Source organism: Streptomyces sp. NBC_01463 (assembly GCA_036227345.1).
Lineage (GTDB): Bacteria > Actinomycetota > Actinomycetes > Streptomycetales > Streptomycetaceae > Streptomyces.
The window spans coordinates 5,682,630-5,703,682 of record CP109468.1; the positions used below are offsets into that span (position 1 = coordinate 5,682,630).

Annotated in this window: 20 protein-coding genes; 15 read left to right on the forward strand and 5 right to left on the reverse strand. The window is 70.7% G+C overall.

Annotated features, from left to right (window positions below):
• Positions 1-37: 37 nt before the first annotated feature.
• Positions 38-700, forward strand: a complete 663-nt coding sequence (locus OG521_25200) for an ATP-binding protein (GenBank protein WUW23887.1) — start codon at positions 38-40, stop codon at positions 698-700.
• Between the two features lie 126 nt (positions 701-826).
• On the opposite strand, the gene OG521_25205 is transcribed toward OG521_25200, so the two are convergent.
• From OG521_25205 to OG521_25215, 3 genes are all read right to left on the reverse strand, one after another.
• A complete protein-coding gene (locus OG521_25205) occupies positions 827-3,970 on the reverse strand; it encodes a DUF3427 domain-containing protein (GenBank protein ID WUW23888.1) in 3,144 nt (1,047 codons plus the stop codon).
• 431 nt (positions 3,971-4,401) lie between these two features.
• Entirely contained in the window at positions 4,402-4,923 is a 522-nt protein-coding gene (locus tag OG521_25210; GenBank protein WUW23889.1) for a GNAT family N-acetyltransferase, read from the reverse strand.
• A gap of 167 nt (positions 4,924-5,090) precedes the next feature.
• A complete protein-coding gene (locus tag OG521_25215) occupies positions 5,091-6,092 on the reverse strand; it encodes an SEC-C domain-containing protein (protein WUW23890.1) in 1,002 nt (333 codons plus the stop codon).
• Between the two features lie 99 nt (positions 6,093-6,191).
• On the opposite strand from OG521_25215, the gene OG521_25220 reads away from it, so the two are divergent.
• The 6 genes from OG521_25220 (at position 6,192) to OG521_25245 (ending at position 11,035) form a co-directional block, all read left to right on the forward strand.
• Positions 6,192-6,995, forward strand: coding sequence for a class E sortase (locus OG521_25220; GenBank protein ID WUW26793.1), 804 nt, complete (start codon positions 6,192-6,194; stop codon positions 6,993-6,995).
• Between the two features lie 31 nt (positions 6,996-7,026).
• Positions 7,027-7,215: a DUF3311 domain-containing protein gene (locus tag OG521_25225; GenBank protein WUW23891.1), complete on the forward strand. Its 189-nt coding sequence runs from the start codon at positions 7,027-7,029 to the stop codon at positions 7,213-7,215.
• Positions 7,212-8,738, forward strand: coding sequence for a sodium:solute symporter family protein (locus OG521_25230; GenBank protein WUW23892.1), 1,527 nt, complete (start codon positions 7,212-7,214; stop codon positions 8,736-8,738). Before OG521_25225 ends, OG521_25230 begins: the two co-directional genes overlap by 4 nt.
• Before the next feature lie 83 nt (positions 8,739-8,821).
• Positions 8,822-9,142, forward strand: coding sequence for a DUF6412 domain-containing protein (locus tag OG521_25235; protein ID WUW26794.1), 321 nt, complete (start codon positions 8,822-8,824; stop codon positions 9,140-9,142).
• Positions 9,143-9,268: 126 nt separating this feature from the next.
• A complete protein-coding gene (locus tag OG521_25240) occupies positions 9,269-10,039 on the forward strand; it encodes a YidC/Oxa1 family membrane protein insertase (GenBank protein ID WUW23893.1) in 771 nt (256 codons plus the stop codon).
• A gap of 135 nt (positions 10,040-10,174) precedes the next feature.
• On the forward strand, positions 10,175-11,035 hold the full coding sequence (locus tag OG521_25245) for a fumarylacetoacetate hydrolase family protein (protein ID WUW23894.1): 861 nt from the start codon (positions 10,175-10,177) through the stop codon (positions 11,033-11,035).
• Between the two features lie 207 nt (positions 11,036-11,242).
• Here OG521_25245 and OG521_25250 read toward each other — a convergent pair whose 3' ends face one another.
• Entirely contained in the window at positions 11,243-11,722 is a 480-nt protein-coding gene (locus OG521_25250) for a heme-degrading domain-containing protein (protein ID WUW23895.1), read from the reverse strand.
• Positions 11,719-12,888 carry a Gfo/Idh/MocA family oxidoreductase gene (locus OG521_25255; protein ID WUW23896.1) on the reverse strand — a complete coding sequence of 390 codons (1,170 nt, stop codon included), beginning with the start codon at positions 12,886-12,888 and terminating at the stop codon, positions 11,719-11,721. The genes OG521_25250 and OG521_25255 overlap by 4 nt, the downstream gene beginning before the upstream one ends.
• A gap of 56 nt (positions 12,889-12,944) precedes the next feature.
• Here OG521_25255 and OG521_25260 point away from each other — a divergent pair, with 56 nt between their 5' ends.
• The 8 genes from OG521_25260 (at position 12,945) to OG521_25295 (ending at position 21,049) form a co-directional block, all read left to right on the forward strand.
• Positions 12,945-14,132 carry an ROK family transcriptional regulator gene (locus OG521_25260; GenBank protein ID WUW23897.1) on the forward strand — a complete coding sequence of 396 codons (1,188 nt, stop codon included), beginning with the start codon at positions 12,945-12,947 and terminating at the stop codon, positions 14,130-14,132.
• A 149-nt stretch (positions 14,133-14,281) separates the two neighbouring features.
• Positions 14,282-15,406 (forward strand): hypothetical protein, encoded by a 1,125-nt coding sequence (locus tag OG521_25265; protein WUW23898.1) that lies wholly within the window; start codon positions 14,282-14,284, stop codon positions 15,404-15,406.
• A 108-nt stretch (positions 15,407-15,514) separates the two neighbouring features.
• Positions 15,515-16,279, forward strand: coding sequence for a GntR family transcriptional regulator (locus tag OG521_25270; protein WUW23899.1), 765 nt, complete (start codon positions 15,515-15,517; stop codon positions 16,277-16,279).
• Between the two features lie 171 nt (positions 16,280-16,450).
• Positions 16,451-17,575: a TIGR03364 family FAD-dependent oxidoreductase gene (locus OG521_25275; protein ID WUW23900.1), complete on the forward strand. Its 1,125-nt coding sequence runs from the start codon at positions 16,451-16,453 to the stop codon at positions 17,573-17,575.
• The gene (locus OG521_25280; GenBank protein WUW23901.1) at positions 17,569-18,279 is read left to right on the forward strand and encodes a phosphonatase-like hydrolase; all 711 of its coding nucleotides are present in this window, start codon (positions 17,569-17,571) and stop codon (positions 18,277-18,279) included. The genes OG521_25275 and OG521_25280 overlap by 7 nt, the downstream gene beginning before the upstream one ends.
• Positions 18,276-19,382: an ABC transporter ATP-binding protein gene (locus tag OG521_25285; GenBank protein WUW23902.1), complete on the forward strand. Its 1,107-nt coding sequence runs from the start codon at positions 18,276-18,278 to the stop codon at positions 19,380-19,382. The genes OG521_25280 and OG521_25285 overlap by 4 nt, the downstream gene beginning before the upstream one ends.
• On the forward strand, positions 19,375-20,265 hold the full coding sequence (locus tag OG521_25290) for a 2-aminoethylphosphonate ABC transporter permease subunit (GenBank protein WUW23903.1): 891 nt from the start codon (positions 19,375-19,377) through the stop codon (positions 20,263-20,265). Before OG521_25285 ends, OG521_25290 begins: the two co-directional genes overlap by 8 nt.
• Positions 20,252-21,049 carry an ABC transporter permease subunit gene (locus OG521_25295; protein ID WUW23904.1) on the forward strand — a complete coding sequence of 266 codons (798 nt, stop codon included), beginning with the start codon at positions 20,252-20,254 and terminating at the stop codon, positions 21,047-21,049. Before OG521_25290 ends, OG521_25295 begins: the two co-directional genes overlap by 14 nt.
• Positions 21,050-21,053: the final 4 nt, after the last annotated feature.

Here is a 21,053-nt window from a genome sequence, read left to right on the forward strand (position 1 = left end):
ACGTAGTGACCGCCAAGGCTTGGGAAGGGTGATGGGTATGACTGGGTGCCGATTTGGTGTCGAGCGGAAGCGGTGGGAGCTTCCGTTCTTGGCGGAGGAGTGCGAGCTTGCTGGCCTACGTCGGGTGGTGCGGCTTCAGTTGGGGCTCTGGGGGCTCCCCTCGCTGGTTCACGCGGCTCAGATCTGCGTAACTGAGCTCACGAGCAACGTGATCAAGCACGTGGGTGTGGGGGTGTCGGCCTGTCTGGCGGTGAGTATGAACGGCAGTCACTTGCGTATTGAGGTGAGCGACCCCGACGGGCATCGGCTTCCGACGCTCGTCAGGCCTGCTGGCTTGGAGGAGTGGGGGCGCGGCATGGCCCTGGTGGATGGAGTGGCTGCCCGGTGGGGTGTGATCGTCCGTGGCGTTTCCAAGACCACTTGGTGTGAGCTAACCACTGATCTGCAATCGGCCGACGGTCATGTCGCGAGTGAACAGGTGGCAAAGGCGGAAGCGCTTTTGGGTCTCTGTGGGTTGGGGGAGCGCCTCGGGCGCTCGCAGCCGAGGCGGCTGAGCGTGAAGGAAGCCGCGGAGGCAGCCACCGGCCTGATCGCTGACCTTCTACTCTGGCTAAGGGCGCATGGCTTCGACGCTGACGAGGCGCTTGACCGTGCGCAACTCCTCTTCGAAGTCGAGTCGGAGGCGGAGGAGGTCGCGTGAGTCATCTGGCCCGTCAAGGCACGTGTTTAGGGCGCTGTTGCTACCCGAGCATGAAATAGACCCTGCGTGTCTGCGTCACCACCGCAGTCGGTGGGCGGACCGGTCGCAGGGGCTCTCGGTGCAGCTCTACCCTGCGGCGATTGCTGAGTACGTCCAGACGTCTGCTGTCATCTCGTGGTGCAGCTTCCATGTAATTGCCATGGGCTTACTCCCCTTGTGGGTGACGTAGTCGGCCGGTCCGAGCAGCATCCAGGGCTGGGGGCCTCCGATGTCCGTCTTCTTGTAGCGTCTGACGAAGAGGAGTACGTGAGTGTTCTTCTCTCGGTGCGTCTGATAGCGGAGGCCTGTTGGGGACGTTTCCGATGTCTGGTTTTGTGACTCCCAATGGAAATCGGACTCGTTCAGTGCGTAGTCTTTGTACCGGGTTTCGGGGGAGAAATCCTTCTCATCCTTCTCTAGGGTAATGAGAAGGGCATCTGTTTGGATTTCTTCGCACCACTTCACGCCTTCACGGAAGTGTCCGGGCATGAAGCCGTCCACAGTGGATTGCCCCAGTGCAGGAAGGATCTCCTCACGGCTGTATGAGGCGTGAACCGCCAAGGGCAGGTCGCTATGTGCGCCTAGTAGTGGGAGTGGCAGATGGGCGGCCAGGTCGAGGACGTGAGCCAGAACCTGTCGGACCTCGTCTCGGAATGCACGCTGAGTGCGCAGAGTATCGAAGCCCTCTTGATAACTTGTGAATTCTCCCCCCAACGGCCAGAGCGAGAAGAACAACATGCGGGCGTATGCCTGCTCCTGGCCGCTCAGTTGGTCGTACGGCGGTGCGTCATCGCTGAGCAACTTGGTGTACGCCGCGACGCGTGTCGGATCGTCGACGTGAAGAAACGCCGGTACCCGCTTCAGGAGCGCTGCCTCACCGCTGGGCGCCGTCGGTTCCAGGAGCTTGGCGCGGCGGAGAAGCCCTGTCCAAGAATTTCCATTGCCTCGGTAGAGCTCTTTGAGTTCTCGGCCGCTCTCCCTGAGGTAGTCCGCGAGCCGGGGCTCCGCGTAGGTAGCAACCTCGCGAGCGAGTTGAGTGACGTTGACGCCGATCTGGTTGCGGATGTTGTCGAGGATGAGGGCCTTGGCCTTCGTTTCAAGGATGATCTGGCAGCCAGAGGGCAGCTGCGGAAAGTCATCCTCGATGTTGGTGAGGAGTCGGTTACGTGTCAGGTTGGTCAGGGCGCGGAACTGCTCCTCGAATCGAAACTCCTTGCGGTGTTGGCCGATGAAGTCGAGGACGGTGAGCACTGCCTTGCTGTCGGTACGGCGAAGGCCACGTCCCAGTTGCTGAAGAAAGACAGTGGCACTTGAGGTGGGTCTCAGAAGGAGGAGGGTGTCGACATCGGGGATGTCGAGTCCTTCGTTCAACAGGTCGACGGAGAAGATGACTTGGAGCGTTCCAGAGCGGAGATCGTCGAGAGCTGCCTTGCGCTCCGGCTTCGGTGTCTCGCCTGAGAGTGCGACGGCGCTAAGGCCAGCGCGTCTGAAGTAGTCGGCCATGAACTGAGCGTGTGTCACCGAGACGCAGAAGCCCAGTGCCCGCATTGTTCCGGGGTCGGTGACCTTGTCCTGAACAGCTTTGACGACGAGCCTGGCCCGGGCATCGTTACCTGTGAAGAGGTTGCTGAGAGAACTCGTGTCGTATGCCCCTCGCTTCCAGGCGAGGGGGCGCAGGTCAGTGTTGTCGGTGACGCCGAAGTAGTGGAACGGACTTAGCAGCTCGTTCTCAAGGGCCTCCCAGAGCCGCATCTCGGCTGCGATTCGGCCGTCAAAGAACTCATCCTGGATGTTCAGCCCATCCATACGTTCTGGCGTGGCAGTGAGACCCAGTAGTTCCTGCGGGGTGAAGTGCTCCACAAGCCGCCGGTAGGTCAACGAAGTGCCGTGATGGAACTCATCGATCACGATGACATCGAAGTGATCGGGAGCCAGGCGCTCCAGGGCGCGCACGTTGAGTGACTGAACGCTTGCGAAGACGTGGTTCCAGTCCTCGGGCACCTCACCGCCGAAGAAGAGCTCACCGAAGTTCGCATCGACCAGCACGTTCTGGTAAACACGCAAGGATTGTTCGAGGATCTCCTTCCGATGGGCCACGAAGAGCAGACGTAGGTCCCGACCAAGCTTCTTTCTCAAGTGCTTGTAGTCCAGCGCCGCCATCACCGTCTTGCCCGTGCCCGTGGCGGCGACGAGTAGATTGTGTTTCCGCTCGTGAACGGTGCGCTCGACCTCAAGGCGTTCCAGCATGTCGCGCTGGTGGGGGTATGGACGCACCTCCAGCCCGGAGAGCGTGATGACGTTGCGGCCTTGCTGGCCGGCCGGGCCGCCAGCGTGAGAGAGAGCCTCATCCAATCGTTGCGCGTCGCTGTCGGGGTCGTACGACTCGAAGGAGCGCTCGCTCCAGTAGGCGTCGAAGGTCGCCTCGAACTTGCGCAGGACCGACGGGGTGGCGATCGACGAGAGCCGTACGTTCCATTCGAGACCATCGAGGAGCGCGGCCTTCGAGAGGTTGGAACTGCCGACGTACGCGGTGTCGAACCCACTGTCCCGGCGAAAGAGCCACGCCTTGGCGTGCAGGCGAGTCGAGCGAAGCTCGTAGTTCACCTTCACCTCGGCGCCGAATTCGCGAACGAGCCGGTCGAGCGCGCGACGCTCGGTGGCACCGATGTACGTGGTCGTGAGAACCCTGATGGGGACGCCGCGTTCCCGGGCGGATGTCAGCGATTCTTCGAGCACTCGCAGGCCGTGCCACTTAACGAACGCGCAGAGTAGGTCCACACGGTCAGCTGTTGCCAGTTCCCTTCGAATCTCGAAGCCCAGGCTCGGATCTTCAGGGGAATTGGTGATGAGGGCAGTCTCTGAGAGAGGCGTAGCGGGCCGGATGGCGTAGACGCCTGGTGCTTCCTGTTCTGCGACGGCGAGAAGCTGTCGCGGCCCGTCGATGACCGCATCGGCCCACTCAGCAGCACCTTCAATGGTGTTGAGAGATTCAAGGATGTGATTGGCGGCCACGACTTGTTCCGCCGGTTTGAGGCCTTGAAGCACTTGCCGCACGGTGCTGGCGATATGGCGTGACAGAACATGTGGCGTCGACTCGATGCCCACAGTGCCGTCGATCGCGTGCCAACCAGCGGCGCTGAGCTGCTTCATCTGTTCTTCGAGGCGTCGGGTGATCAGAGTCTCGTACAGACCGGCGACGGGCGCCGCTCCCTCTGAAGCATGGCTGGCCATAGCCGAGTCCCCCTCGTCGCGACACTTATGTACGCAGTTGTATCAAGGGAGACTGACAGAACCTGAGCGCATGGGCAGGATCAATGGCGACGCTGTTGGTCACCAGGGCCAGGCCGAGGATCGCCTGGAGTCCGCCGACGACCATCATGAGAACGCGCAGACTGCTGACCGGGGCGGGCATCTCGCTGCCGGTGGGAGGCGGCCCGCCTCCGAAGCCGGCGGGGCCGGGTGGGTGCGGCGGGCGGGGAGGGCCACCGGGGCCGGGGTTCCCTCGGGCCCAAGGGCGTTGCGGTGGAGGCTTTTTGCCCGGCGTGCCCGGGTCGTCCGTGCTCATGCGGTGGCCTTCCCCCGAAGTGGTCCACGCTTCAGGAGGCCATGGTCGGGGGAGGGCGTGCGTTGCGCCAGAGGTAAGTCGGCCACGTGCGGCCGCATCACGCGGGTGGGGATGTGGGTGACGGCGTTTCCGCCAGCTCCCGTACGTACCGGAGTCCCGGCTTCCCGTTCAGCGTTACTTCCTCGCCCGTCGGGACGAAGCCCGTGCGGATCAGCACCGCGCGTGAGGCGGTGTTGGTGAGCGTGGCCGACGCGCGCACCGTCGTCAGGCCGTACATCCTCGCGCACGCCTTGAGGATCTGGCGGACCGACTCCGTGGCCCGGCCGCCACCTGTCGCCTTCTCGGCCAGGCGGAAGCCCAGTTCGGCCGATCCGTCCGCCACGTCCACCACGTTGAACCGGCCCAGCACCTCGCCGTCCTCCGCCACCAGCACGTGGAAGTGGCAGGCCCCCGTCTCCTGTTCGGCCAGGAGCGCCGCGTGGCGGGCGGCGAAGTGGGTGAAGTAGTCGTCGCCGCGGTCCGGTATCGACGCCGCGAAGAAGGCGCGGTTCTCCCGCTCGAACGCGAGGAGGGCCGGGGCGTGGTCGGGGCGCAGGCGTTGGAGCCGGATCTCGGGCATGGCGGCAGGGTATGCGGGCGGTGGGCCCGACGGCATCGGGAATTTCCGCCCGCGAGGCACCCCCGGGCCGCCCTGACGGGCGGGCCCCCGGCCCACCCCGTCAGGGCGGCCCAGGAGAGAGCCCGCCCAGAGCCCGCTCCGGCCCCTTACGTGCGAACAGCGAACAGCTACGCGCCCCCGTGGCAGTCCCGGTACGAACGACCCGAGCCGCACCAGCACGCCGCGCTCCTCGCCGGCGGCCACGGGACCGCGCGGCCGCGGGCCGCCAGGGTCGTCGCGTACTGGGGGAGCAGGTCCGGGTCGGATGGGGAGGCGGCCTCGGAGGCGGCGAAGGCCTCGTACGACGGGACCGTGCCGGTCACGATGCCGAGGTTCGGGGTGCCCGTCGCGTGGAGGTCGCGCAGGGCCGCCTCCAGGCGGGACAGGTGGTCGGCGTGGGAGGTGTACTCCGTGGCGAGGCCCGGGTACGCGGTGAGGAGTTCGCGCAGTTCGTTCTCCGGCCAGTGCAGCACCGCCACCGGGAACGGGCGGGACAGCGCCGTGCGGTACGTGCCCAGTTCCGCGCGGAGGCGGGTGATCTCGGCCCGCAGCTCGCCCGGGTCCGAGGAGCCGAGCGCCCACAGCCGCTTCGGGTCGTGCAGCTCGTCCAGCGGGACCGCCGCCGTGTGCAGGGTGTCGGCCAGCTCGTCCCAGGCGTCGTGCGTGACGCCCATCAGCCGGCGGACGCGGTGCCGGCCGGTCAGCAGTGACTGTGTGGCGTACGGCACCTCCTCGCCCGGGGCGATGAGCAGGGTGAGGGCCGTCGAGAAGTAGTCGTGGGCCGCTTCGAGCTCGTCGTGGGCCTCCAGGGTCTCGGCCGCGATCTCCCAGGGGGCCGCCTCCAGCGGGCCGGCCGCGCGGATGCCGTCGATGATCGCGCGGGCCTCGGCCTCGTGGCCGTACTCCCACAGGTTGGCGGCGTTGAGCGCCTTCACCAGGTGGGGGTGCTCGGTGTCGGGGTCGCTGAGCAGGGAGTCGTAGAGCGTCGTGGCGCGGGCGCGGTCGCCGGCGAGTTCCAGATGGGCCGCCGCCTGGAGGAGCAGCGGTTCGTGGTCCTCGGGGTACTGCGCCGCGGTGCGCAGCAGGCGCTCGGCTTCGGTGGTGTGGTCGGCAGGCGTGTCGGGGCGCATGGACCACACGGTACTGCCGTCGGGGCGTTGCACGGAGGCCTGTTCCGGCCCTGGAGACTTACGGGGCTTGGCCCTATCGTGCGGGCCGTGCGTGAACGGATGCGTGAGCGGATACCGGTGGTCGTGCAGCGCGACCCGCGTCGGAGGCGGCTGGCCGCGCGCGGACTGTGGACGAGCGCCGAGCTGGTGGTGACCCTCGGCGTCGTCCTGCTGCTGCTCGTCGCCCACCAGCTGTGGTGGACCAACCGCCAGGCCCGCGCCGAAGCCGCCCACACCGTGCAGGACCTCCAGCGCGACTGGGGGGACCCGGAGGAAGGGGAGGGGACGGATACCGGGCCCGCGGTGCCGGACCCGTCGGACCCGGCGGGGGCGGATGCGTCCCGGGAGCCCGCGGACGACAGCCCCGCCGTGGGGGCGGGGGAGCGTGACGCCGCCGCGTCCGCGCCCCGCCGGTCCCAGGCGTACGCCGTCATCCGGATTCCGCGCATCGGGCTGACCGCGCCCGTCGCCCAGGGCATCAGCAAGCGAGGCGTCCTCGACAAGGGGTACGCCGGCCACTACCCCGGTACCGCGCAGCCCGGCGGCTCCGGGAACTTCGCGCTCGCCGGGCACCGCAACACCCACGGCGAACCGTTCCGCTACATCAACCGGCTGCGCTCCGGCGACCGGATCACCGTCGAGACCCGGGACGCCGTCTACACGTACACCGTCGACAAGACCCTCGCCCGGACCCTGCCGGGCGACGGCGGGGTCGTCGCCGCCGTGCCGCGCAGCAATGTGAAGCCGTACGTGGGCTACCGGGCGGCCGGGTCCTATCTGACCCTGACTACGTGCACGCCGGAATTCACCTCCCGCTACCGGCTGGTGGTGTGGGGGAAGCTCACCGGCGTACGCGGGCGCTGACCGCAGGGGTGAGGTCGTAAGGTTCTCTGACGTGCTCAGACGACGTCCGCAGTTGTTGTGGTTGCTGGTCCCCTATGTGCTCTACCTGGGGGCGCTGCCGTTCGTGAACCGGGTCCGGCCCGTCGTTCTCGGACTGCCGTTCCTCTTCTTCTGGCTGCTCGGGGCGACCGTGCTGACCCCCGTCGCCGTGTGGCTGACCCGGCGGGGTGACCGCCGGTGAACGCCGCCGTCGCGACCTCCGTCTTCGGGGTCTTCATGGTCGCCACCGTCGCCCTCGGACTGTTCGCCGTGCGCGGCAGACGCGGGGGAGAGGGCGGCGGGCTCGCCGAGTGGTCGGTGGGCGGGCGCAGCCTGGGGACCGTCTTCATCTGGGTGCTGATGGCCGGCGAGGGCTACACCAGCTTCAGCTACCTCGGCGCCGCCGGCTGGGGCTACAACTACGGGGCGCCGGTCCTGTACGTGGTCGCGTACATGTCCTGCGGTTACGCCGTCGGCTATGTCGTCGGGCCGATGCTCTGGGCGTACGCGCGCAGGCACGGACTCGTCGGGATCACCGACATGGTGGCCCACCGCTTCGGCCGGCCCTGGCTCGGCGCGCTCACCGCCGTCCTCGCGACCGTCTTCCTGCTCCCGTACATCCAGCTCCAGATCACCGGCATGGGCGTCGTCGTCTCGACGATCTCCTACGGCGCCATCAGCCTGAACTGGGCCTATTTCATCGCCTTCGCCGTCACCACCGGCTTCGTCGTCGTCAGCGGGCTGCGCGGCAGCGCGTGGGTGTCCGTCCTGAAGGACGTCCTGGTCATCGCCACGCTCGGCTTCCTCGCCGTGTACGTACCGCTGCACTACTTCGACGGCTACGGGCCCTTCCTCGACCGGCTCGTCACCGAGAAGAGCGAGTGGCTGACCTTCCCCGGCCACGGGGACAGCGGGCTCGGACAGGCCTGGTTCATCACCACCTCGTTCCTGAACTCCCTCACCGTCGTGATCTTCCCGACCACCGTCGCCGGCTACCTCGGCGCCAGGAACGCCGACGTGCTCCGGCGCAACGCGATGTGGCTGCCCGCCTACAACGTCCTGCTGTTCGTCCCGATGCTGCTCGGGATGGCGGCCCTCTTCGTCGTCCCCGGGCTCGTCGGGGCCGAGTCCAACCTCGCCCTCTTCAAGCTCGTCGTGGACTCGCTGCCGGCCTGGTCGGTCGGCATCATCGGCGTCGCCGCCGCGCTCTCCTCGATCGTGCCCATGGCCGTCTTCATGCTGGTCATCGGCACGATGTGGGGGCGCAGCGTGCTCGCGCTCGTGCCGCGCTGGGAACGGCGGCAGAAGGGCGCGGCCCAGGTCGTCGTCGTGATCGCGGGCAGCCTCGCCCTCCTGCTCACGTACACCGCGCCCAACACCCTCGTGCGGCTCTCCCTCATCTCGTACGAGGGGATGGCACAGCTGCTCCCCATGGTGCTGCTGGGGCTGATGTGGCGGCGGCTGACGCTGCTCGGGGCGCTGAGCGGGCTGGTCGTCGGGGTGGGTGTGGTGTGCGGGTTCGTGTTCACGGAGAACGATCCGGTGTGGGGCGTGAACGCGGGCATCGTCGCGCTCGGCGCCAACCTGGCCGTCGCGCTGGTGGTGACGTACGCGGGGCCGCGCGAGCGTGACGAGCGGCCGGACGACGAGGTCCTCGCACGGGACGAGATCGGGGACGAGATCGGGGACGAGGAGGAGCTGTCCCCGAAATCCGATCGTGTATAACGGTTAAAGGTTGAAGTGCCGTGCGACCCGCACGGCGTGGCCGCAGGAGCACGGAAGGGGGAGGGATCGTGGACGCACGTGCCATGAACCGCATGCGCGGCGCCCTCGCCCGGCTGCTCCGCCCCGCAGGGCTGCTGCTCTTCTTCCTCACCGAGGTCCTGCTCGCCGAGGGCGGCAGCCTCTCCGCCGCGGTCGCGCTCGCCGCCACCGCGGCCGCCGGAACCGCACTCGTGGCCTGCTCGGTCATCAGCGCGCGCTGCGCCGTCCCGGTGCCCCGCACCCGGGTCCGTACCGCCATGCGCGACCGGGAGAAACGCACCGCGTTCCTCCCGCAGCGGGATCCCGACGCCAAGGGGCGCCGGCGACCCCGAGCCCCCGGCCGTGTCCTCCTGACGGCCGCGTAGGGCTCCCTCTCCTCCCTCTCTCCGTCCGGTACGTACGCGCTGTGCGCGTACGCGGGCGCCCCGCGCGGATCGTCATGCCGAAGCTGATCCACTTCCCGGCACGACGAGACCCCGGAGGGCTCATCCATGTCCGCCTTCATGTCCGCATTCGCCAGCCTGGTCGGCGCCTTCGCCGATCTGCTCCACCCGCTCTTCCAGAACGCGTCCACCGCCGCCGCGATCGTCCTGTTCACCGCGCTCGTACGGCTCGCCGTGCACCCCCTGTCGCGGGCCGCGGCGCGCGGACAGAAGGCGCAGCGCCGGCTCCAGCCGCAGATCGCCGAACTCCGCAAGAAGCACAAGAAGAACCCCGAGCGGATGCAGAAGGCGCTCATGGAGCTGCACAAGGAGGAGAAGGTCTCGCCGCTCTCCGGCTGCCTGCCGAGCCTCCTGCAGATGCCCGCCTTCTTCCTGCTCTACCACCTCTTCTCCAGCCAGAAGATCGGCGGCGACGCCAACGAACTCCTCGGCCACCAGCTCTTCGGCGCCCCGCTGGGCGAGCGCTGGCGCGACGCGATGGCCGACGGCGGGATGTTCGGCGCGCAGGGCCTCGTGTACGTCGGGCTGTTCGTGATCGTCGCCGCCGTCGCCACGTTCAACTACGGGCGGACGAAGCGGCAGATGGCGGCCAACCCCGTCACGCCGGCCACCGGCCCCGACGGACAGCCGGTCCCGGGCATGGGCGCGATGGCGAAGGTGATGCCGCTGATGTCCTTCTTCACGCTGTTCACCGTCGCCTTCGTGCCGCTGGCCGCCGCGCTGTACGTCGTCACCAGCACCACCTGGACCGCGATCGAGCGGGCCTACCTCTACCGCGACATGCCGGCCGCGGGCGCCGCCATGGCCACGGCGGCGTAATCGGGCGCCCGAACACTCCGGTCCAGTGTGTGAACAGGGTCTTGCGGAGTGATCGGATGTCTTGGAGGATCGGACAAGCCTGCGATGGCCGCAACCCATCCGACGGGCCCGATCTCGACCGAGGGAGACAGACCGTTGAAGTTGCTTCGTGTGGGTACAGCGGGCGCGGAACGTCCGGCACTGCTGGACGAGGACGGAACCCTGCGTGACCTGTCGGGAGTCGTCGCCGACATCGACAGCGCGCTGCTCGCCGACGAGGACGCGCTCGCCCGGGTACGGGCGGCCGCGGCCGCGCCCGGGGAGCTGCCCGTGCTCGACGCCGAGGGGCTGCGGGTGGGGCCGCCGCTCGCCCGGATCGGCAAGATCGTGTGCATCGGGCTGAACTACCACGACCACGCCACGGAGACCGGCGCCCAGATACCGACCGAGCCGATCCTGTTCTTCAAGGCGCCGGACACGGTCGTCGGTCCCGAGGACACGGTGCTCGTGCCGCGCGGCAGCGAGAAGACCGACTGGGAGGTCGAGCTCGCCGTCGTCATCGGGCGCACCGCCCGTTACCTGGACTCGGCCGAGGAGGGGCTCGCGCACGTCGCCGGGTACGCGGTGGCGCACGACGTCTCCGAGCGCGAGTTCCAGATCGAGCGCGGCGGCACGTGGGACAAGGGCAAGAACTGCGAGACGTTCAACCCGCTGGGGCCCTGGCTGGTGACGGCCGACGAGGTCGCCGACCCGCAGGCGCTGCCGCTGAAGCTCTGGGTCAACGGTGAGCTGAAGCAGGACGGCACGACGGCCGACCAGATCTTCCCGGTCGGCGAGGTCGTGCGCTACCTCAGCCACTTCATGACGCTCTACCCGGGCGACGTGATCAACACCGGGACGCCTGCGGGCGTCGCGATGGGGCAGCCGGAGCCGAAGCCGTACCTCCGGGCGGGGGATGTCGTGGAGCTCGAGGTCGCGGGGCTGGGGCGGCAGCGGCAGGAGCTGAAAGGCGCTTAGGGGGTGGGCGGGGCGGTCCTCGGTCCCGGGTGCGCCCGGGGTCGCTTCGCCCTCAAGCGCCGGACGGGCTGAAGAGATGTCCCCAAGCGCCGGACGGGCTTGATTTTACCGGGCTGGGTGGTTCCCAGCTGGACCTGATGGCCCTAAAGATCGGAGGGGTGGGGCTGCCACTGGCAGTCCCCACCCCTCCGGGTGTGTCCGGGGTTCTCAGTCGCTGATCTTCGTCGCGAACTGTTCCAGCGCCTCGACCACCAGTGCGTGGTCCTCCGCCTGCGGCAGTCCCGAGACCGTGACCGAGCCGATGACGCCCGCGCCCTCGACCGCGATCGGGAACGAGCCGCCGTGTGCGGCGTACCTGTCCGGGTCCAGGCGCGAGGCCTCGTCGAACGTCGTCCCCTTGGCCCGGAACCGGGTCCCCACCAGGTACGAGCTCTCGCCGTACCGTTCGACGACCCTGCGCTTGCGGTCGATCCACGCGTCGTTGTCCGCGCTCGAACCCGGCAGCGCGGCGTGGAACAGCTGCTGTGCGCCTCGCCGGATGTCGATCGCCACCGGGGCGTGCCGCTCCCGCGCCAGGGCGACCAGCAGACCGCCGAGCGCGTACGCGTCGTCATAGCCGAAGTGCGGCAGGGTCAGCCGGCGCTCCTGGGCGATGAGCTCGGAGATGGTCGGAGCGGTGGGGTTCATGCGGACTGCTCCTCGGTGGCATGAGCGGTGGCGTGCGTGGCGGTGGACGCGGACGGCGTGGGCAGCGTGACCGTGACGCCCTCGCGGGCCGAGCGGCGGGCGGCCTCCAGGACGTCCAGCGCCGCGGCGGCCTGGAGCGCGGTCACCGGATTGTCGCCCTTGCCGCGCAGCGCGCCGGCGACCGCCGCGTAGTACGCGGGGTAGTCGCCCGGCAGCGTACGGACCGGGGTGCCGCCGCCCGTGAGCGGGGACTCGCCCGAGCCCAGCCGGCCCCACAGCTCCTCGTTCTCCTCGCCCCACGGCCCGTCCGCCGACGGGCGCGCACCCTCGCGCAGTGCGGCCTCCTGGGGGTCGAGGCCGTACTTCACATAGCCGGCCGTCGAGCCGAGCACCCGGAAACGCGGGCCGAGCTGGGCCGTCGTCGCGCTGACGTACAGGTGCGAGCGAACTCCGCTCGCGTGGGTGATCGCGACGAACGTGTCGTCGTCGGCCGCCGCACCCGGCCGGCGCACGTCCGACTCCGCGTACACCCGCACCGCCGGACCGAACAGGACCAGCGCCTGGTCGACGACATGGCTGCCCAGGTCGTACAGCAGCCCGCCGATCTCCTGGGGGTCGCCCGACTCGCGCCAGCCGCCCTTCGGCTGCGGGCGCCAGCGCTCGAAGCGCGACTCGAAGCGCTGCACCTCGCCCAGCTCGCCGTCCGCGATCAGCGAGCGCAGGGTGAGGAAGTCGTTGTCCCAGCGGCGGTTCTGGAAGACCGAGAGCAGCAGCCCGCGCTCCTCGGCCAGCGCCGCCAGCTCGCGGGCCTCCGCCGACGTGCCGGCCACCGGCTTGTCCACGACCACCGGCAGACCGGCCTTGAGCGCGGCCGTCGCGATCGGGACGTGCGTCTTGTTCGGCGACGCGATCACGATCAGGTCGAGCTCGTCCGCGCGCGGCCACAGCTCGTCCGGCGAGGCGGCGAAGCGCACCCCGGGGAACTCGGCGCGGGCCTGCTCCCGGCGCTCCTCGTTCGACGTCACGACCGTGTCCAGGACGAGGCCGTCGGTCGCGGCGATCAGAGGGGCGTGGAAGACGGAACCCGCCAGGCCGTAGCCGACGAGCCCGACACGCAGGGGGGCCGGGGCCGTGCCGGACGTCTCGTGAGTCGCGTGGTCTGTCATGCGTTCCACTTTGGCAACGCTGTTGCCAAAGTGCAAGCGCAGGACACAATGGGTCGGTGAACAGGAGCAATAGCGGCGCGAACCTGCCGACGCTGCGCAGCCACAACGCGGCGCTCGTGCTGGACCTGCTGCGGGTCGCGGGCGGGAGCGGCATCAGCCGGCTCGAACTCGCCGAGCGGACCGGGCTCACCCCGCAGGCCGTCAGCAAGATCACCGCCCGGCTGCGGGCCGAGGGCCTGGCCGCCGAGGCCGGCCACCGCGCCTCGACGGGCGGCAAGCCGCGGACCGTGCTGCGGCTGGTGCCGGACGCCGGGCACGCGGTGGGGCTGCACCTGGACCGCGACGAGCTGACCGTGGTGCTCGTCGACCTCGCGGGCGCGGTGGCCGAGAGCCGTACGGCTCCGCTGGACTTCGGTGCCCCGGCGTCCGAGGTGGTCGCGGCGGCGGCCGACGCGGTCGCCGCGGTCCGGGGCGACGGCGGCCGGCCGGTGCTCGGGGTGGGCGCCGCCGTACCGGGGCCGCTCGACCACCGGGGCGGGGTCCTGCACCGCGTCACCGGATTCCCGCAGTGGGACGGCTACCCGCTCCGTGACGCCCTCGCGGAGCGGACCGGGCTGCCCGTCGTCATCGACAAGGACACCAACGCCGCCGCCCTCGGGCTCGCCCTCCAGGCACCGGACTCCGCCGACTTCGCCTACCTCCACCTGGGCACCGGCCTCGGCTCAGGACTGGTGCTCGGCGGGGCGCTGCACCGAGGGGCCCGCACCGGTGCGGGGGAGTTCGGCCACCAGACCCTCCAGCTCGACGGGGTCCTGTGCAGCTGCGGCGGACGCGGCTGCATCGAGGCGCTCTGTCTCGCCGCCGTCCGCCGGGGCGATGTCGCCGAGGCCGCGCGGGTGCTCGGCACCGGCGCCGCCAATCTGATCGGGCTGCTCGACATCGAACGGGTCGTGCTCGGGGGGCGTACCGTCGCGGCCGATCCCGACGCGTACGTCCGGGGCGTGCGCGCGGTCCTGGACGAACGGGCCCGGCGCGACGGGGCCGACGGGGTGCCGGTGCCCGTCGTCGCCGCCGGGGGAGGGGACCGCCCGGTCGCCGAAGGGGCGGCTCAGCTGGTGCTGGCCCCGCTGTTCGGCCGCGTCGGCGGTACGGAAGCGCATCGGGATCCTGTCCGTACGGAGCCGGGACGGGACTCCCGGACGGACCCGGCCGACCGCGCCCCCGACCCCGCGGAACTGGGCTGATCGAGCGGTTTCCGGCAGCCGGGCGGGCGGCCCTGCGGCATGTCGGTGGCGGACGGTCCGTACGCGCGTGACAGCGTCGCGGTTCCTGCCGGTGAACTCCGGGCCCGGGGCGAGCCGACCGTTTCCGCGAGAAATGAAGGCTGTCCCCCATGCCCCCCACCCCGCCCCCGCCGAATCCCTCCGCCGAGCCCCCCGAACCCCCTGCCCAGACGCGTCCGCCGTCGCCGCCGCCCCCTGCGGGCGGGCGGCCCCGGCACGGTCTCGCGCTCGGGCTGGCCGCGGCCAGTGTCATGCCCGCCGTCGTGCTCGGCGGGGCGGCGGCCGCGACCGCCGCCCCGCAGCGCAATCCGGCCGCCAGCCTGACCCCGGCGTCCATGGCGGGCTCCGTCGGTGCCGGCCAGCAGCCCGACTGCGGCGACCCGGAGGCCGCCGGCTTCCCGATCGACACGCGTATCCACGGAGGCCCGGACACCTACGCCTCCGGCGGCGGATACGGCACCTGGTTCCTCGACCTGACCAACACCACCGCGGAGTCCTGCCGCGCCATCCACCCCGTCCTGGTCCTCACCGACGAGGACCGTGCGCTGACCTCGGACCAGATCCAGCTGGAGTTCTCCGAGCGCGCCCACCCCGGCGTCGAGCACCGCGTCAGCTGGGAGACCACCGACCGGGACGAGCACATCGGCGTCTTCGGCGGTGAGGGCGACGGCTCCTTCGCCGGCTTCACCGTGCCGGCCGGGCGGACCGTCACCGTCCAGGTCAGGCTGGCGTTCACCTCCGACACCAGCCCCGGCCGGATCACCGCGAACGCCGCGATCGTCCAGCGGCAGCGCACCGAGAGCGGCAAGGGCGACGGGGGAGCCGCGCCGAAGGGCTCCGACGGGGAGTGGGTCGGCGAGTCCGAGGACTACCCGTTCACGGTCGTCGAGGACGACGGCAGCGGTGACAGCAGCGGGGACACCGGCGGGGACGACACGGACAGCGGGATGACCGCCGAGCCCGAGAAGAGCGGCGGAACCGGCAAGGAGAAGCAGGGCGACGGCACCACCGGGCGCGAACCCGGGCGGCCCGACCCCCGCGCCACCACCGGGACCGGGAACGGGACCGGCACCCCGCGCCCGGTCGCGCCCGGCCGGGACCCCGCGGGCGTTCCGGAGCTCGCCGCCACCGGGGCCTCCGTTCCGGTCCCCCTGTCCGCCCTCACCGTCGCGGGTTTCCTGATCGGCGGCGGGGCCGTCGTGCTGGCGACCCGCCGGACGCGCCGGGGCCAGTAGCCCCCGGACCCGGGCGGCGGCACCCGGGCCGTCCCCCCCCGCAGCCCCTCCGGCCGGCGCGCACCGGCTCGACCACCGGTGTTCATGTGCGTCTGCCACCATCGGGCCGTGGACTATCCGCACGGCCAGGCACCTGGCGCACCGATCCGCTCCGGCATCCCGGAGCACGGCCGCATTCCCAAGTACTACGCGGTCAAGGCCCAAGTCTCCGTCCTCGTCGACGAGCTGGGCGAGGGCGGCATGCTGCCGCCGGAACGCGATCTCGCCCTGCGCTACGAGGTGTCGCGCGAGACCGTGCGCCAGGCGCTGCGCGAACTGCTCCTGGAGGGGCGGCTGGCCCGGCAGGGCCGCGGCACCGTGGTCGCCGGGCCCAAGCTCGAACAGCCGCTCTCGCTCGCGAGCTACACGGAGGGCGTACGCCGCCAGGGCCGTACGCCGGGGCGCCATCTCATCGGCCTGGAGCAGTTCCCCTGCCCCGAGGCGCTCGCCGCCGAGGTCGGGGTGGAGCGCGGGGAGCCGGTCTGGCACCTGGAGCGGGTGCTGCTGGCCGATGACGACCGGGTGGGTCTGGAGAGCACGTACGTCAGCGTCGAGCGGGTGCCGGACCTCAGGGAGAGGTTCGACCCCGACTCCTCCTTCTACGCCTATCTGCACGACCGGCTCGGCATCTCCTTCGGTGACGCGGACGAGCGGATCGAGACCGTGCTCGCCACCCCGCGCGAGGCGCTGCTCATCGGGACCCCGCCCGCCCTGCCCATGCTGCTGATCCACCGGATCTCCCGGGACACCGGCGGCCGGCCGCTGGAGCGGGTGCGCACACTGTTCCGCGGCGACCGGTTCTCCTTCACCGCACACCTCAGCGGACGCGGCTGAACCCGCACGGGCACGGACCCACCCCACGCGCCGAGGCGCGGATCAACTGCACGGATCGACTCACAAGGATAACGAGAACGTAACGGGTCTAGTCCAAGCTTGGGACCCAGTTCACCCTCCCGTTGCCGTACCGATCCATTCAGGCCATCCGCGCCGAGGAGCGTTGCCGTCGTGAGAGTCATCGTCGTAGGAGCCGGCGTGGTGGGAACCATGCACGCCTGGCACGCAGTGAACCGCGGCCACGAGGTCGTACAGATCGAGCGCGAGAGCGAGGCACGCGGAGCATCGCTCCGCAATTTCGGACAGATATGGGTCAGCGGCCGGGCCGGCGGCGAGGAGCTGGAGACCGCACTCCGCGCCCGTGAACTCTGGGAGTCCATCGGCGCGCGGGTGCCGGATCTCGGCTTCCGGGCCTGCGGCTCGCTCACCCCGGTGCGCACCGCACGGGAGACCGTCGTCGCCGAGGCGGCCGTGGCCCGTCCCGACGCGGCGGCCCGCGGCTACAAGCTGCTCACCGCGGGCGAGGCCCGCGCCCTCAACCCGGCCCTGCGCGGCGACTTCACCGCCGCCCTGTGGTGCGAGCGGGACGCGGCAGTCGAGCCGCGCACCGCCCAGCTCGCCCTGAAGCGGGAACTGCTCGCCTCCGGCCGCTACACCTACCTCGGCGGCCGCGAGGTGCGCGAGGTCGTCGGCACGGCCTCCGTCCGCGACGACCACGGGGACGTGCACACCGGCGACGCCGTCGTCCTCGCCACCGGCGCCTGGCTCGGCGGCCTCGTCCGCGAACTGGCCGGACCGGATCTGCCCGTACGGCGGGTCCGCCTCCAGATGATGCAGACCGACCCGCTCGGCGAACCGCTCACCACGTCCGTCGCCGACGCCGACAGCTTCCGCTACTACCCGGCCTACCGCGGCGAGGCGCTCGACGCGCTCAACGCCGGACAGGCCCAGGCCCCCACCGCCGCCGAACACCGCATGCAGCTCCTGATGGTGCAGCGCCGCGACGGCGGACTGACCATCGGCGACACCCACGAGTACGAGCACCCCTTCTCCTTCGACACCGTCGAGGAGCCCTACGAGCACCTCACCGCGGTCGTCGAGTCCTTCCTCGGCCGCCCGCTGCCGCGCATCCGCCGCCGCTGGGCCGGGGTCTACGCCCAGTGCACCGACACCGGCCGCGTCGTCCACCGCCAGCAGGTGCGGGACGGCGTCTGGCTCGTCACCGGGCCCGGCGGACGCGGCATGACCTGCTCGCCCGCCATCGCCGAAACGACCGCCAACGAACTGGGATGGTGAAGACGTTGACCAACGACACCGCGCTGAATCTGATCGTCCTCGACATGGCGGGCACCACCGTCGCCGACGGGGGCCTCGTCGAGCAGGCCTTCTCCGCCGCGGCCGCACGCCTCGGCGTGGAGCCCGGCTCCGCCGACCACGCCCGGAAGCTCGACTACGTACGCGCCACCATGGGCGAGTCCAAGATCACCGTCTTCCGCCACCTGTTCGGCGAGGAGACCCTGGCCCAGCGGGCCAACACCGCCTTCGAGGCGGCGTACGGCGAACTCGTCGACGGCGGCCGCATCGCCCCCGTCCCCGGCGCCCGCGAGGCCGTCGAACAGCTCACCTCCGAGGGCCGGACCGTGGTCCTGTCCACCGGCTTCGCCCGCACCACCCAGGACGCGATCCTCGCCGCACTCGGCTGGCAGGACCTCGTCGCCCTGACCCTCTGCCCCGCCGACGCCGGCGGCCGCGGCCGCCCCTACCCGGACATGGTCCTGGCCGCGCTGCTGCGCACCGGAGCGGTGGACGACGTCCGCCGGACCGTCGTCGCCGGGGACACCTCGTATGACATGCTCAGCGGGGTACGCGCCGGGGCAGGCATCGTCGCCGGGGTCCTCACCGGCGCCCACGACAAGGACCAGCTGACCCGCAGCGGAGCCACCCACGTCCTCGGCTCCGTCGCCGAACTCCCCGGACTCGTCGCGCGGGCCGAGGCATGACGGGCGGGGCCGAAAGCGTCCGCAGCGGCATCAGGTTCGACGGGGTCAGCGTCGCCTACGGCGGCAACGTCGTCCTCGACCGGCTCGACCTCACCGTCGAACCCGGTGAGGTCATGGCCCTCCTCGGCCCCTCCGGTTCCGGCAAGACGACCGCCCTGCGCGCCGTCGCCGGTTTCGTCCGGCCCGCGGCCGGGCGGGTGTTCATCGGCGACCGCGACGTCACCGCCCTGCCGCCGCACAAGCGCGGCATCGGCATGGTCGTCCAGCAGTACGCGCTCTTCCCGCACCTGCGGGTCCAGGACAACGTCGCCTTCGGCCTGAAGGCGCAGAAGGCCGACAAGGCAGCGATCCCGGGGCGGGTCGCCGAGGCGCTCGAACTCGTCGGCATGGGCGCCTTCGCCCGGCGCTACCCGCGCGAGCTCTCCGGCGGCCAGCAGCAGCGCGTCGCCATCGCCCGCGCGCTCGCCATCCGCCCCGGCGTCCTGCTGCTCGACGAACCGCTCTCCGCGCTCGACGCCCAGCTGCGCTCCGGCATGCTCACCGAACTGGCCAGGCTGCACCGCGAACTGCCGGACGTCTCCATCCTGTACGTCACCCACGACCAGGTCGAGGCGCTGACCCTCGCCGACCGGATCGCCGTCATGGACAAGGCCCGGCTCCAGGACTGCGGCACCCCGCAGGAGCTGTACCGCCGTCCCCGTACGGAGTTCACCGCCTCGTTCGTCGGCAACGCGAACCTGCTGCCGGTCACCGTCGCGGAGCCCGCCGGCACGGTGGACTTCGCCGGGCACGCGCTCGCCGTGCCGACGGGGCCGGTGGCCGGCGGTGTCACCGCGACGCTCTGCGTCCGGCCGCACCTGGTCGGGCTCGGGGACGGGCCCAACGCGCTGACCGGGACGATCTCGGAGGTCCAGTGGCGCGGCTCCACGCACCGGCTGTACGTCGACGTCGACGGGCACCGGATCAAGGCCGACGTCCGGGAGCTGCGGGAGACGCCGGTGCTGGGGGACAAGGTGACGCTGCACTTCGCGCCGGACGACGCGGTGCTGCTGCCCGCGGGGGCGGGCACTCAGGAGACCCTGAGCGGAGTGGCCCGTGGCTAGCGTGGTGACCGGGGACGTGCGCCCGGCCGCATCCGGCAGCAGGGCCGCCCGCAAGGGCCGGACGGGCTGGAAGGGTCCGGCCTGGGCCCTGCCCCCCGTCGCCGTCCTCGCCGTCGTGTTCCTCTACCCCCTCCTCCTCGTCCTCCAGCAGTCGTTCAGCCCCGACGAGGGCGGTACCTCGCTCTCGCCGTACGCCGACGTCTTCGCCTCCGCGTCCTTCCGGTCCGCGCTCACCACCACCGTGTGGCTCGCCGCCGGTTCGACCGCGGGATGTCTCGTCCTCGGGTTCGTCCTCGCGCTGGTCATCGCCTTCGTGCCGTTCCCCGGCGCCAAGGCCGTCGCCCGGTTCGTCGACGTGTTCCTGTCCTTCCCGTCCTTCCTGATCACGCTCGCGCTGCTGTTCATCTACGGCAACGCGGGCATGGCCAACGGGGCGTGGACCGGCGTCACCGGGGCGGCCGACGGGCCCTTCCACTTCCTCACCACCCCGTGGGGCGTGCTCCTCGCAGAGATCACCTACTTCACACCGTTCGTGATGCGCCCGCTGCTCGCCGCGTTCTCGCAGCTCGACACCGCACAGCTGGAGGTGGCCTCCTCGCTCGGCGCCGGGCCCGCCCGGATCGTGCGGCAGGTGATCCTGCCCGAGGCCCTCCCGGCGCTCCTCGCGGGCGGCAGCCTCGTCCTCGTGATGTGCCTCAACGAGTTCGGCATCGTGCTCTTCACCGGCGCGAAAGGGGTCACCACCCTGCCGATGCTCGTCTACAGCAAGGCGATCCTGGAGTCCGACTACCCGGCCGCCTGCGTCGTCGCCGTCGTCAACATCGCGATCTCCGTCGGCCTCTACAGCCTGTACCGGGCGGTGAGCCGCCGTGCTGGTGCATAGCCGTACCGGGAAGTGGGCCGCCTGGGCCGTCTTTCTCCTGCTCTTCGTCCCGCTGTTCGCGGTGCCGCTGCTGGTCGTCCTCGCGGCCTCGTTCGCCACGAACTGGTCCGGCGCCCTACCCTCCGGACCGACCCTCGCCCACTACGACGCGGCGACCGCGGGGGACTCCCTCCAGGCGCTCACCACGAGCCTCGTCACCGCCGTCACCGCCAGCCTCCTCGCGCTGGTCGCCGGCTCCTGGGCCGCGCTCGCCGCCGCCTCGCTCGGCCGGCGCGGGAAGCGGTTCCTGGACGCGCTGTTCATGCTGCCGGTCGCGGTGCCGTCCGTCGTCGTCGGCCTCGCCGTGCTCGTCGCGTTCAGCAGGCCGCCGGTGCTGCTCAACGGGACGCGCTGGATCGTGATCCTCGCGCACGCCGTTCTTGTCACGGCGTTCGCCTATTCGTCGGTTTCGGCCGCGACAGTACGTCTCGACCCGATGTACGAACAGGCCGCCGCCAGCCTCGGCGCCCGGCCCTCGTACGTACTGTTGCGCATCAGGCTGCCGCTCCTGCTGCCGTCGCTCACCGCCGCGGCGGGGCTCTGCTTCGCCCTGTCCATGGGTGAGTTGAGCGCCACGATGATGCTCTACCCGCCGGACTGGACGCCCCTTCCGGTGCAGATCTTCGCGGCCACCGACCGTGGCTCGCTCTTCACCGGAGCGGCCGTCGCGGTGGTCCTGATGGCGGCGACGCTCCTCGTGCTGTTCGCGGTCTCCCGCATCCGCACCAGGGCCTCCTACCGCTGACCTC